The organism is Coprobacter fastidiosus, from assembly GCF_982245605.1.
In genome coordinates this window covers 26541-40444 of the sequence record NZ_CEVCIF010000034.1, presented here as the reverse complement: position 1 = coordinate 40444, position 13904 = coordinate 26541, and the positions used below count along the sequence as shown (strand labels likewise).

Sequence of the window (13904 nt, the reverse complement as noted above, 5' to 3'; positions counted from 1 at the left end):
ACTCAATTCTATCACTATATCTTTCCGCATTTCACTTTTTTGTAGTAACTTTGCACTAAAAAAATACAAATGTCATAAAGACGACAAACTTAATTGAGAATTTTATGAATTTAGTTGACCGTTTTCTGCACTATGTAAGTTTCGATACACAATCGGACGAACTGACACACATGACTCCCAGTACTCCGGGACAAATGATTTTTGCACAAGAACTCGAGAAAGAATTAAGGAAAATAGGTATGACCGAAGTATCGCTCGATGAGAACGGATACTTGATGGCAACCCTTCCTCCCAATACATCCAAAAATATTCCTGTCATCGGATTTATCGCCCATCTCGATACAAGTCCCGACCTTTCAGGGCGGCATGTTACCCCTCGTATCATAAAAAACTATGACGGCAATGACATTCCATTATGTCCTGAAGAAAACATTATCTTACGTACCGAAGATTTTCCGGAAGTAAAAAAATATATAGGACAAGACCTTATCGTCACAAACGGTAAAACGTTATTAGGTGCTGATGATAAAGCCGGAATTGCCGAGATTATTTCGGCTATGGAGTATCTGATACAACATCCGGAAATCAAACACGGAAAAATACGCGTAGCATTTACTCCGGACGAAGAGATCGGGCAAGGTCCTCATAAATTTGATGTTAAAAAATTTGGAGCAGAATGGGCTTATACTCTCGACGGAGGAGAAATAGGTGAACTGGAATATGAGAACTTTAACGCTGCCATCGCTAAAATTCTGTTTAAAGGGCGTAATGTTCACCCTGGATATGCCAAGCATAAAATGATCAATTCATTACGCATCGCCAATCAATACGCCATTATGTTGCCTCGTTGGGAAACACCAGAACATACCGAAGGGTATGAAGGTTTTTATCATCTAATTTCTTGTGAAGGGACTGTCGAGCAAACTACATTGACTTATATTATTCGTGACCACGACCGAGACCGTTTCGAACGCCGCAAAAAGGAATTCGAACATCTGGTTCGCAAAATCAATAAAGAATTTCCTAATTGTGCAAGCCTCGAAATCAAAGACCAATACTACAACATGCGTGAAATGGTAGAGCCGGTTATGCACATTGTCGATTTGGCTTCTCAAGCAATGAAAGAGGTCGGAATCGTACCTATCGTAAAACCGGTACGAGGAGGGACAGACGGAGCTCAGCTTTCATTCATGGGACTACCGTGCCCCAATATATTCGCAGGCGGTCATAACTTTCACGGACGATATGAGTTCGTACCTATACAATCCATGGAAAAAGCCCGTGATGTCGTTATACAAATCGCTCGACTGGCTGCAGAAAAATAATTAAGTCCAAGAGTCTGTCTAAGAAGGTGTGACCCGTGCAAAACTTAGACAGGCCCTTAGAAGTTTTAAATAAACTACTATAAAAGTTGTATCAGTATGCAGCAAGCTACATTCTCGATACAATTTTTTTATATCTGTATAATCAATATGTCCGAAAAAACTTTGATTGTTTTGCTTGGTCCTACCGGAGTCGGGAAAACAGATCTCAGCCTCCGAATTGCCGAACAACTTCATTGTCCGATATTATCATGTGATAGCCGACAACTGTATAAAGGTCTGGAAATCGGGACAGCAGCTCCCTCTAAAGAACAGTTGCAACGGGTCAAACATTACTTCGTCGGAACTCTGGAACTACAAGACTATTATAGCGCTGCATGCTATGAAGAAGATGCTATAAACCTTTTAAATCGTCTTTTCTCCGATCTCGATGTAGTTTTAATGACCGGAGGATCCATGATGTATATCGATGCCGTTTGCAATGGTATAGACGAATTACCTACCGTATCAGACGAAGTGCGAAAACTCATGATCGAACGTTATAAAAATGAAGGATTAGAAAGCCTGTGCAACGAGTTGAAACGACTCGACCCTATTCATTATGAACAAGTAGATTTAAAAAACCATAAACGGGTCATCCACGCACTCGAAATTTGTTATATGACCGGAAAACCGTATTCTGAATTACGTACGCATTCGAATAAACAACGTCCGTTTCGTATTTTAAAAATAGGATTGACCAGAGATCGGGAAGAATTATACGAACGTATTAACCGAAGAGTAGAGCAAATGATTTCAGAAGGGCTCGAATCCGAAGCCCGGTCAGTTTATCCTCACCGAGAGTTCAATTCATTAAATACAGTTGGTTATAAAGAAATGTTCGCATATATTTCCGGTGAATGGAGTCTTGAAAAAGCTATAGAGAAAATTAAACGAAATACGAGAGTCTATTCCCGAAAACAAATGACTTGGTTCAAGCGAGACCCTCAAATTACGTGGTTTTCTCCTGAACAAGAAAGTGAAATCATGTCATTCATCAAAAATCAGATCTTCTGATCGGATAAATAAAAAGGCGCTTACAGCGCCTTCTTCATAAATTTATTTTTGCATTATCTTATACGATCAGCCGAACGCACCAATTGCTCGTCCTGATTGATTTTCCGATACGCCATATATTCCAAAATAACCGCAACCAAAGGAATGACTAATGCTGCTGCCAATGATGAGGTTGCAGCCAACGATTTACCGTTCACCCACAGATACAAGAAAAATATCGGATAAAAAGCAAGTAGCATTAAGCCATTAAACAAACAGAATTTCATTTGCAAGATACGGTTTTTATATAAAAATATAGATATACAGGCCAATAGACCCATTAATGCAATCAAGATAGCAATAGGCCAAGCAGGCAACACCATTTGTGCAGGATCTGCCATTGTATAAACTCCCATTGCTAAAAATTGCCAATTTCCATCAGCATTAGAATAACCGGCCAACGGCATAAACAGCATGGAAAGTACCAATGCTGCGACTAAAAAAAGATAAAAAGATTGAATACGCTGTATCATAGTTAAAAATATTGATTTTATCATGGAGTTTCTACCACACCCCTATGCCATAAAAATATTTACTATTACAAAATACGACACCATAACGGTCCGTACTCTATTTAGTTCAAAATAAGACCTGTATTGTCAACACATAATATTTAATTTCTGCAAAACAACTCGTATTTTTTCATACGTAGTAATACGGGTGGGAACAAGGGGTAACCGTAACCGATTACGGATATATCCCATAGAACTTAAAATACTTTTTACTCCGGCCGGATTTCCATCGACAAAAAGCAGTTCAAACAATTCGGTAAATTTATGATGTATCAATAACGCATTTGCATAATCTCCTTCCAAAGCCAGACGCACCATACGACTGAATTCTCTCGGAAATGCATTCCCTATTACCGATATTACCCCGACAGCACCCAACGTTATCAAAGGGAAAGTAATACCGTCGTCTCCGGATATTACCATAAAATCTTTCGGTTTGTTTTTGATTATATCATCCATCTGCGTTATATTTCCGGATGCCTCCTTGATCGCCACGATATTATCAAATTCACGAGCCAAACGCAGAGTGGTCTCTGCTGTCATATTCACACCGGTACGACCGGGCACATTATAAAGAATAACAGGGAGTTTAGTCGCCGAAGCAATCGCTTTATAATGCTGATAGATACCCTCTTGAGAAGGTTTATTATAATAAGGTACAACAGACAGTATGGCATCTACACCCTGAAAAGACTCTGTCTTCAAACGTTCCACTATTCCTCTTGTATTGTTTCCGCCTAACCCTAAAACTATAGGAACCCGTTCTTTTACCCTCTCGATAACAAAAGAAAGTACTTCATTTTTTTCTTGTTCGGTCAAAGTAGGTGTTTCAGCAGTAGTCCCTAATACTACTAAATAATCTATACCGTTTTGTATCTGATATTCTATTAATTTGGAAAGAGCATCAAAATCGATCGATTCATCATCCTTGAATGGCGTGATCAAAGCTACCCCCATTCCTTTTAAATTTATTTGTGCCATATATATTCTTGTTCAAAAAATATCATTTTGAGGGCTCAAAGTTATAAATTATTATCTTTTATATCAATACTACGCCAATAAAAGAGTATTTTTTCCAGCAAATCCCGTGCAGTTATATCCCCCGACGTACGAATCATAAAATCATACGGGTTCAATGAGACTTTTTGCAATCCGATTTTCATACGAGCCATCGATATACTCATCAAATATAAAAACGGCAACCGCTCGGCAAGACTCAAATCGCATAACACTCCGGTATTAAACCCGATAAACTTTCTGACAGCATTTTTATCGGGTAACCGTTTACCGAATCTCAAATTTTCCGGAGTCAATTCTAAAATATCCATTTCAGGATAAGCAGATACATCAAGGGCATTCCCATTTCCCAACACAACCAACGAAAGCCTTATCGATTCTTTCGACAAATCTTTAACAATAGGAAGAATCGAATCGAGACTTTCCCGTTCTATCAATAGCGTCAAAATTTCGGCCTTTCGATAATCGACAAATCGCTTTTTCCTTTTTTCTTGAGAACGAGCAAGCTGCCGGGCGATCTCTTTTTTTATCCAGTATGTCCACATATCATCCGATTTTAAATTACTACCCGGGTTATTGTATCATCTGCAGAAAATCTTCTTCAGAAATAATTTTTATTCCCAATTTCCGAGCTTTCTCTAGTTTAGCCGGTCCCATATTCTCTCCGGCCAAAAGATATGTTGTTTTAGCAGACACCGAACCTGTATTTTTCCCGCCGTGCTGTTCTATCATCTGCTTATACTCATCTCGAGAATGGTGTGTAAATGTTCCGCTGATTACAATCGTAGCTCCATCGAGTTTATCGGTAAAACCAGAAAGTCGATCTTCAGAAATTCTCATTTGAACCCCAGCTTCTTCCAAACGTTTTATCAAATTCCGGTTCTGCTCATTCTCAAAATAAGCCCGGACACTTTGAGCTATACGAGGACCGATTTCATCGACATCGACCAAATCGTCTAAAGTTGCTGCCTCCAAAGCTTCTATCGAAACAAAAGAGTTCGCCAACTTCTTTGCGACAGTCTCTCCTACAAAACGAATTCCCAATGCGAACAAAACCCGTTCAAAAGGTACTTGTAAAGATCTATCGACAGCCTCTATAATGTTATGTGCCGATTTTTCTCCCAATCTTTCTAAAGATGCAATCTCCGACTCATTCAAACTGTATAAATCCGCAACTGTCCGTACCATTCCCAATCGGTAAAACAGATCTATCGTTTCAGGCCCCAAGCCGTCTATGTCCATAGCACGACGACTGATATAATGTTCTATCCGTCCCTTTATCTGAGGGGGGCATCCCATCTCATTCGGACAATAATGCGCAGCTTCACCCTCATAACGAACCAAAGGCGTTCCGCATTCAGGACACTGTTTTACAAAAGTCACCTTCTCTCCTATCAATAACCCTCTCGCATCAAAATCCACTCCTGTAATTTTCGGAATAATCTCTCCTCCTTTCTCTACAAATACCATGTCTCCGATATGCAAATCAAGGGATTGTATAATATCGTCATTATGTAACGAAGCCCTTTTTACGACAGTTCCCGATAATTGAACCGGATCAAGATTAGCAACCGGGGTAACCGTTCCGGTACGTCCCACTTGATAAGAGACAGAATTCAATCGGGTAAGTGCCTGTTCCGCTTGAAATTTATATGCCATCGCCCAACGAGGAGATTTTGCGGTATATCCCAAATTCTTTTGCTGCCTTAAAGAAGCTACTTTAAAAACAATACCGTCAGTTGCAACAGGCAGATTTTTTCTGTTTACATCCCAATAATCGATAAATGCTTTCATTTCTTCTAAAGAATGGCACACCTGCATGGCATCTGAAATCTTAAATCCCCAAGAACGTGCTATCTGCAAGTTTTCATAATGGTCATCAGACGGCAGATCTTCGCCTAAAAGATAATATAAGTAAGCATCTAAATTACGGGATGCTACAATCGCAGAGTTCTGCAGTTTCAATGTACCGGATGCGGCATTTCGAGGATTGGCAAAAAGAGTTTCCTCTTCTCTTTCTCTCTCTGCATTCAATTGTTCAAAAACCGTCCAAGGCATCAAGATCTCGCCTCGTATCTCAAATTCATCCGGATATCCAGTTCCCCTTAATTGCAAAGGAATACTACGAATCGTCTTCACATTCTCCGTGACATCATCTCCTTGTACACCGTCGCCTCTCGTTACAGCCCTAAGCAACTTCCCGTGCCGATATGTAAGTGATATAGACGTGCCGTCATATTTCAATTCTCCTACAATACGAAAATCTTCATTAAGTCCCGAACGCACCCGGTCATAAAACGATGCCACTTCATCGATCGTATAAGTGTTTCCCAAAGAAAGCATAGGATATTTATGCTTCACCTGAGTGAAAGCCTTATTAATATCATTGCCTACCCGTTGTGTCGGAGAGTTAGGATCGCTATATTGAGGATATTCTTTTTCTAATTGTTGCAGTTCTTCCATCATCCGGTCAAATTCCCGGTCTGATATAACAGGAGCATTCAATACATAATAATTATAATTATGTTCATTCAGTTCCCGCCGCAAATGTTCTATTTTCTCTTTTATTTCATTCATTGATTATGCCTGTTACGGTATGCAAATATAGGAAATTTTAAAATGATTCATACGGGCAATTAAGCGAACTTTATAGCCTATATGCAAAAAATAAACAAAATAAAAGGGTTGCATAATCATCCGTAAAGTCCTATTTTTGCAGCCAAATTAAGAAAGTATGCACATCGACATCATCACCGTTTTACCGGAACTATTGGAAGGACCATTAAATCACTCCATACTAAAACGTGCTCAGGATAAAAAGCTGGCAGAGATAGTGGTACATAATCTCCGGGATTATTCTACTAACAAACATCGACGCGTAGATGATTATCCTTTCGGTGGTTCAGCCGGAATGGTGATGCAAGTCGAACCGATAGATCGAATTATTTCTAAACTGAAATCGGAAAGAAATTATGACGAAATCATTTATACTTCTCCCGATGGCGAAACATTCAATCAACCGATGGCAAACTCTTTATCGTTATGCCAAAATTTAATTATCTTGTGCGGACATTATAAAGGTATCGACTACCGCATTCGAGAACATCTGATTACCAAAGAAATATCAATAGGAGATTATGTCCTTACCGGCGGAGAATTAGCGGCAGCCATAATATCGGATGCCATAATACGGCTTATACCCGGCGCAATCGGAGACGAACAATCGGCTTTATCGGATTCTTTCCAAGACAATTTATTAGCACCGCCCGTATATACACGACCGGCCGAATATAAAGGGTGGAAAGTTCCCGAGATACTCCTATCGGGGCATCAGAGAAAAATCGAAGAATGGCAACATGAACAATCTATTGAACGTACCCGTCGCCTTCGTCCGGATTTACTCGATGATTAGAATTACCGTTCTTTTATATCCGTAAAAACCGATGTTGATGCTGCTCGATACATAATACACGCTGCCGGAAAACTCTCGGTAATCGTACGGGCTTCCAGCAATCGTTCAAAGATCGCTTTTTTATTTTCCCCTATTACCGGAACGAGTAATGGTGTACTATTCAATATGACAGGCCCGGTCAACGTTATACGCAACTGTTTCGATTCTGGATGTACCGCTACAGCATACGATCTCGTATCATTCAATAAAAAATTACAAGATGAAAATATCGAAGCTGTGTGTCCGTCAAGACCGATTCCTAATATAATTGCGTCAAAATAAGGGAGTCCGTTTTTCTTAGGGAGTTGCTGATTTATAAGCTCCGAATAACGATTTGCCTCCATAGACGGGTCTTTTTCTCCGAAAATACGGTAAATATGCGTCCGAGGGATTCCTATCGGTCTGAATAATTGTTGATCGGCATGTTTAAAATTACTTTCATCATCTTCAGGAGACACGCATCGTTCATCCACCCAATAAAAACGGATTCGATTCCAATCTATCTGCTGTTTATATTCCTCTTGCCAAAGAGCAAAAATCCGTTGTGCAGTACTACCTCCTGACAGCGCCAGATTAAAAGGGACAAGACCTGGTTTCGATTGCATGATCTTTATCAGTTTATCTGTCATCCTCCTCAAAGCATCTTCGGGAGATTTAGCATAATAAATTTCCATATAGCATTTATTTTATCACATCATTTCATTACAACAATTGCATTTTTTATCATGAGGCATTAAACGATCTATTTCTTCAGGATCACTTCCAGAAGCATAAAAAGCGAGGCCATCCTTTCTTCTCTTAACCCAATTTTTTATAATCGGATCTATAAAATTCCAACTTGCTTCCTGTGCATCTGCCCGGGAATAAAGTGTTGAATCCCCCAACATAACATCCAATAACAAGCGTTCGTAAGCATCCGGTAGCTTTTTATCGGACAATGAACTATATAAAAAGTCCATACTCACCTGACGAACTTCAAATCCCGAACCGGGAATTTTAAGTCCGAAGCGCAAAGCTATACTCTCATTAGGTTGCACACGAATAATCAACTGATTGCAAGAACTTCCAGAACACTGCCCTACAAATAATTGCTGTGGAGTCGATTTGAAATGAATGATAATTTCTGTTTTTTTCTCAGACAACCGCTTTCCCGTATAAATATAAAACGGAGTCCCTGCCCAACGCCAGTTATCCAATTCGATTTTCATAGCCACATATGTTTCTCTGACCGAATCGCCACTTACGTTTTTTTCATCTCTATAACCCTGTACACTCTCCCCGGCTATCGTTCCCGCTGTATATTGTCCGCGCACAATTTGCTCTTGCATTTCTTCAGGAGTATAATGATGCAAGGACTTGAATACTTTAGCTATCTCGTCTCTTATAGACTCCGGATCGAATGCCACAGGAGGTTCCATTGCAATAAAAGCCATTAATTGCAACAGATGATTTTGCACCATGTCTCGCAAAGCTCCCGATGATTCATAATAGCCTCCTCTATTCCCTATTCCCAATGTTTCGGAAGAAACAATCTCCACATGATCTATATAATTCCTGTTCCATAAAGGTTCGAATATGCCATTCGAAAACCGGAGTACAAGAATATTCTGCACAGTCTCTTTTCCTAAATAATGATCGATTCGGTAAATATCATGCTCATCGAATATCGACTCCAATAACCGAGTAAGATGTTTAGCCGATTCCACATTAATCCCGAATGGTTTTTCGACAACAATCCGACGAAATCCATCAGATGTATAAGCCAGACCACATTTTTGCAATCCAAGGGGTATTACCTCATACATTTCCGGAGGTGTTGCCATATAAAAAACGATACTATCGGGTAAAGAATAAAGCTTTTGCAACTCCTCTACTCGATTTTTCAATAGTTCATATTCATCTGTATTTTGCGTATCAAAACCCATATAATAAACACGTTTCAGGAAAAAACTCAAGCGAGCGTCTTTAGCCGAAAGTTCTTTTTGTGAAGTCAATATACCGTCACGCTGTTTTTTTCGGAATTCATCATCTGTCAATACCGTACGTGCCGCACCCAAAATGACGAAATTTTCAGGCAATAAATTACGGACATACAATTCATATAACGCCGGAATCAATTTTCGAGTAGTCAAATCACCCGAAGCTCCAAAAATCAGCAACATTTGAGCATCTGCTTTTTCCATAATTCCAAACCTTTATTCTTATCTTATTATTAAAAATTTTTCCAATCGGCATGAAAAAATACCCCAGAATCTGCATCCGTCCGTTCATAGGTATGTGCTCCGAAAAAGTCTCGTTGTGCTTGTATTAAGTTAGCTGTCGAATTTTCAGTACGTAAACCATCAAAATAAGTAAGTCCGGCTGTCATACACGGTAAAGGAATTCCCGAAAACAATCCCCGAGATATCAGAATTCTCCACCCGTTTTGCAAAGAAATAACCGTATTTTTAAAATAACCATCGAACAAAAGATTGCCGAGAAACGGATCTTTCTTATACGCAGAAACGATCTTTCCCAAAAATGCAGATCGGATTATGCAGCCGTTTTGCCAAATATATGCAATAGATGCACAATCTAAATGCCATCCATAATGAGACGAGGCCCGCTGTAATAAAGAAAAGCCTTGTGCATAGGAAATCATTTTGGAAACATATAATGCATCCCGTGCCATATCAACGGAAAAGCCCGTATCATGCCATTTTTCCGTTATATTATCCGGATAGCAGGATGCCGCTTCTCGTCGAATTTCGGGTAAAGCAGAAAGCATCCGTGCATATACGGCTTCCGTAATCAACGTCAAAGGCTCTCCCTCATTCAACGCCACTTCAACACACCAGCGTCCCGTACCTTTTTGCCGGGCAACATCTCTTATCTTGTCAACCAGATACTCTCCGGATTTTTCTTTATAACGTAATATTGATGCCGTTATCTCGATCAGATAACTATTCAAATCTCCATGATTCCATAATTCGAACAAGCGAGATATTTCATCATTGCCTAAACCCAATGCTTGTTTCAATATCGCATACGTTTCGGCGATGAGCTGCATATCTCCATACTCAATTCCATTGTGAACCATTTTAACAAAATGTCCGGAACCACCCGGACCGATCCACAGACAACAAGGAGAACCGTCTTCTAATTTTGCAGCGATCGACTGCAGCATGTCCTTTATAAACGGCCAAGCCTCTACCGATCCGCCCGGCATTATAGAAGCTCCGTTTAAAGCTCCTTCAGCTCCTCCGGAAATACCGCATCCGACAAACCAGATACCCCGACTTTCCATAAAACGAACCCTTCTGTCCGTATCTCTGAAATCGGAATTTCCTCCGTCTATTACAATATCTCCCAAAGACAAATGCGGCAAAAGCTGATCTATCAACTCATCTACCGGATCACCGGCAGTTACCATCAATACTATTTTTCGAGGACGAGATACTTTACCGACCAACTCTCTTATCGTATCGGCCGGTATGAAGTTTTTATTTTTTCCACTCTCTTCCATAAAACGAGATACGACATCTTGTCCCTCTCCTTCTTTCCGATTATATACGGCCACAACATAACCGTTACGTTCAAAATTAAGAGCCAAATTCGCCCCCATTACGCCCAAACCGATCAGTCCCAAGTCTCCAACTTTCATAATTCATTTTTTTTTGATATGTATGTCAATTTCCAATTAACCTTCTATAAATAACCACAAATACTCACAGTTTGTTCATAGAGAAAAATCCAGATAAAATATTTTCTCCCATATTATTTCTTTTAAAGAATTATACTTATATTTGAAGAAATAAACATATCTAAGTATTATCTATCTGCTATTCACTCCAAAGCACATAAAGAAGATAATCAACTTTTGATATTATTTGTTATAACTAAATATACTCATTCGGGAGAATTATGATTTTAGACACAGGAAACATTCTTTTAATAGGATCTATTTTACTATTTATCAGTGTTATCGCCGGCAAAGCCGGTTACAAATTCGGAGTTCCGGCATTGCTCCTGTTTTTAGGAGTAGGAATGATTTTCGGCAGTGACGGGTTAGGAATACAATTTCACAATCCGCATGAAGCTCAATTTATCGGAGTAATAGCATTAAGTATCATACTCTTTTCCGGAGGTATGGACACCAAATTCACAGAAATCAAACCGATAGCAGGTTCGGGTGTAATTTTAGCAACAATAGGTGTATTAATCACCACAATCATTACAGGAGGTTTTATTTATTACATCTCCGGATACATACCGAATTGTCCGAATCTGACCCTAATGGAATCAATGCTGCTTGCTGCCGTTATGTCCTCTACAGACTCAGCTTCGGTCTTTTCTATTTTACGCTCCAAAGGATTAGGACTCAAACAAAGATTACGACCGGTATTAGAATTAGAGAGCGGAAGTAATGACCCTATGGCATACATGCTCACAATTCTTTTAATACAAATTATACAGATCGGAGAATTTAATGTATGGCAATCGATCGGGATGTTACTCATTCAACTAAGTGTAGGAGCATTGTCCGGATATATTCTGGGACAAGTAACGGTTTGGGTTATGAACCGTATAAATATAGACAACCAATCTTTATATCCAGTATTACTATTAGCTTTCTCGTTCTTTATATTCTCTTTTACAGACCTGCTGAAAGGAAACGGTTATCTTGCCGTATATATTGCCGGACTGGTCGTAGGGAATAAAAAAATGGTACACAAACGGAGTACAGCGACTTTTTTCGACGGCTTTTCATGGTTGTTTCAAATCGTCATGTTCCTCACATTAGGGTTATTGGTCAATCCTTCCGAATTATTACCCGTTATCGGTATCGGTCTATTGATCGGTATTTTTATGATCATATTTGCTCGCCCCATCACTGTTTTTCTGTGCTTGTTACCATTCAAAAATTTTACCACTAAAGCACGCGTATATATATCATGGGTAGGACTTAGAGGAGCTGTACCTATAATTTTTGCCACTTATCCGTTAATCGCAGGCATCGAAAATTCAAAATTCATATTCAATATCGTCTTTTTCATCACGATCATTTCCTTACTGGTACAAGGCACTACTGTGAGCGCTATGGCCAGATGGTTAAAGTTGGACTCTGAAGACGAAACGAAAAAAGAGTTCGACGTATCATTACCGGATGAAATAAAATCATCTATGTCGGAAATACAAATTACCGAAACCGCTCTTGCAAACGGTAATAAATTGATGAATCTGACACTGCCGGACAATACTCTCGCCGTAATGGTGAAACGGAACAACAAATATTTTGTTCCTAAAGGGCACACAACGATTAATCCGGGAGACAAACTTCTTGTAATCAGCGATAACGAAGAAGAGTTGAAAAAGGCTTATGAAAGTTTAGGCATCGAACGATATTCTATGGAAAAAAATTAAAGGAAGGCGTTAGAGCCTGTCTCCTAAATTTTTCTATAAATAAATTCAGTATTTGAGAAACATATCCCGAGAGATATGAAAATCCTCGGGATATAGATTCGACAAAAAACAGATATTTGATTTCTCTTTACAAATCAGTCTTTGATAAAACAAGACAACGGACGACGCAAAGAGTGTGCCGCAGGTAAAGCATAACCAACTCTCAACAATATTACCGGATACCCTGAAAGAAATAAGTTTTGTCTCAACGTGACCGATAATTCTGCTATTTCACAAGGCTGATTCATAAAGGCACATGCAATACCGCATTGTGTAGCTTTTAACAAAAAACGTTGTAAAACACGCCCCAACATAATCCAATTGATAATATCATTTTCAGGCACAGTAAATAAAGCAAAATGAGATGAAGATTCTATTTTTTTTGAGTCACTACGATTCTGAATCAACGGATTCAAACAGGTTTCCATAACCAATTCCGAAACAAAACGAGGCAAATCGGGTGCTCCAAAAACAGAATAACTCAAACCATCTTTAGTTTCCATAGCATGTTTATAATTATATCTCATCCACTTTTTCAACTCATTTTTAAACACCTTATCCCGTAATTGTATAGTATTCCCGTTTACAATATAGTTTTTCAGCAAATCAAACGAATCCGACCGATTCGGGAACAAATGTACTTTTACACAATCTGTCCAAGATACCGACTCCAACACCCCAATTATATCTGACGAAATTTTTTCTCCTGAATATATTTTTCGATTGGTCTGCCGTACAGAAATCTGATCAAACATCTCTAAAACTGAATCATTTTTTTCTTTCGCACATGTCAGAATTGCAAAAACTTCCCCATCTTTCCGAATATCAAATGTCACGTTATATCCCCGCTTTTGAGCAGCCCAAAAAAAATTCTCAACAGCACAACCTAACGATACAAAAAGCTCCCGATTATCAGGATCGACTATCGGTAAACATTTGCTTATATCCGGATATATACGTATATAATTCTCATCAATTCCGAATAACCAAGGCTGAGTATTATGCCCCGAAGGAGCTTTTACAGTTTGTTCTATTATAAACAAAGCATCTTTTCTATTCATAATC

The 13904-nt window shown here is 39.1% G+C and carries 12 protein-coding genes; 4 read left to right on the top strand and 8 right to left on the bottom strand.

Going from position 1 to position 13904, the window contains the following annotated elements:
• The first annotated feature begins 104 nt into the window (after positions 1–104).
• A complete protein-coding gene (gene pepT, locus AC0UMU_RS09690) occupies positions 105–1325 on the top strand; it encodes a peptidase T (RefSeq protein ID WP_122304368.1) in 1221 nt (406 codons plus the stop codon).
• 147 nt (positions 1326–1472) lie between these two features.
• Positions 1473–2378, top strand: coding sequence for a tRNA (adenosine(37)-N6)-dimethylallyltransferase MiaA (miaA, locus tag AC0UMU_RS09685; protein WP_195595903.1), 906 nt, complete (start codon positions 1473–1475; stop codon positions 2376–2378).
• A gap of 53 nt (positions 2379–2431) precedes the next feature.
• Here miaA and AC0UMU_RS09680 read toward each other — a convergent pair whose 3' ends face one another.
• The 4 genes from AC0UMU_RS09680 to ligA all read right to left on the bottom strand — a co-directional run bounded on the left by AC0UMU_RS09680 (position 2432) and on the right by ligA (position 6523).
• A complete protein-coding gene (locus tag AC0UMU_RS09680) occupies positions 2432–2890 on the bottom strand; it encodes a DUF4293 domain-containing protein (RefSeq protein WP_195595902.1) in 459 nt (152 codons plus the stop codon).
• Between the two features lie 126 nt (positions 2891–3016).
• Entirely contained in the window at positions 3017–3910 is an 894-nt protein-coding gene (gene dapA, locus AC0UMU_RS09675; RefSeq protein ID WP_022599562.1) for a 4-hydroxy-tetrahydrodipicolinate synthase, read from the bottom strand.
• A 41-nt stretch (positions 3911–3951) separates the two neighbouring features.
• Entirely contained in the window at positions 3952–4491 is a 540-nt protein-coding gene (locus AC0UMU_RS09670) for a DUF6913 domain-containing protein (protein ID WP_195595901.1), read from the bottom strand.
• Positions 4492–4519: 28 nt separating this feature from the next.
• Positions 4520–6523: an NAD-dependent DNA ligase LigA gene (gene ligA, locus AC0UMU_RS09665; RefSeq protein ID WP_288641343.1), complete on the bottom strand. Its 2004-nt coding sequence runs from the start codon at positions 6521–6523 to the stop codon at positions 4520–4522.
• Between the two features lie 157 nt (positions 6524–6680).
• On the opposite strand from ligA, the gene trmD reads away from it, so the two are divergent.
• A complete protein-coding gene (gene trmD / locus AC0UMU_RS09660) occupies positions 6681–7358 on the top strand; it encodes a tRNA (guanosine(37)-N1)-methyltransferase TrmD (protein WP_009316711.1) in 678 nt (225 codons plus the stop codon).
• 2 nt (positions 7359–7360) lie between these two features.
• On the opposite strand, the gene pgl is transcribed toward trmD, so the two are convergent.
• The 3 genes from pgl to gnd are packed head-to-tail and all read right to left on the bottom strand — an operon-like array spanning position 7361 to position 11040.
• Positions 7361–8071 carry a 6-phosphogluconolactonase gene (pgl, locus tag AC0UMU_RS09655; protein WP_009316710.1) on the bottom strand — a complete coding sequence of 237 codons (711 nt, stop codon included), beginning with the start codon at positions 8069–8071 and terminating at the stop codon, positions 7361–7363.
• 15 nt (positions 8072–8086) lie between these two features.
• Complete coding sequence (zwf, locus tag AC0UMU_RS09650; RefSeq protein ID WP_288641346.1) at positions 8087–9580, bottom strand: glucose-6-phosphate dehydrogenase; 1494 nt, start codon at positions 9578–9580, stop codon at positions 8087–8089.
• A gap of 29 nt (positions 9581–9609) precedes the next feature.
• The gene (gnd, locus tag AC0UMU_RS09645) at positions 9610–11040 is read right to left on the bottom strand and encodes a decarboxylating NADP(+)-dependent phosphogluconate dehydrogenase (RefSeq protein ID WP_288641348.1); all 1431 of its coding nucleotides are present in this window, start codon (positions 11038–11040) and stop codon (positions 9610–9612) included.
• 260 nt (positions 11041–11300) lie between these two features.
• On the opposite strand from gnd, the gene AC0UMU_RS09640 reads away from it, so the two are divergent.
• Positions 11301–12800, top strand: a complete 1500-nt coding sequence (locus AC0UMU_RS09640) for a potassium/proton antiporter (RefSeq protein ID WP_009316707.1) — start codon at positions 11301–11303, stop codon at positions 12798–12800.
• Positions 12801–12934: 134 nt separating this feature from the next.
• Here the strand turns inward: AC0UMU_RS09640 and AC0UMU_RS09635 are convergent, their stop codons facing one another.
• The gene (locus AC0UMU_RS09635; RefSeq protein WP_337929712.1) at positions 12935–13900 is read right to left on the bottom strand and encodes an Acg family FMN-binding oxidoreductase; all 966 of its coding nucleotides are present in this window, start codon (positions 13898–13900) and stop codon (positions 12935–12937) included.
• Positions 13901–13904 lie beyond the last annotated feature (4 nt).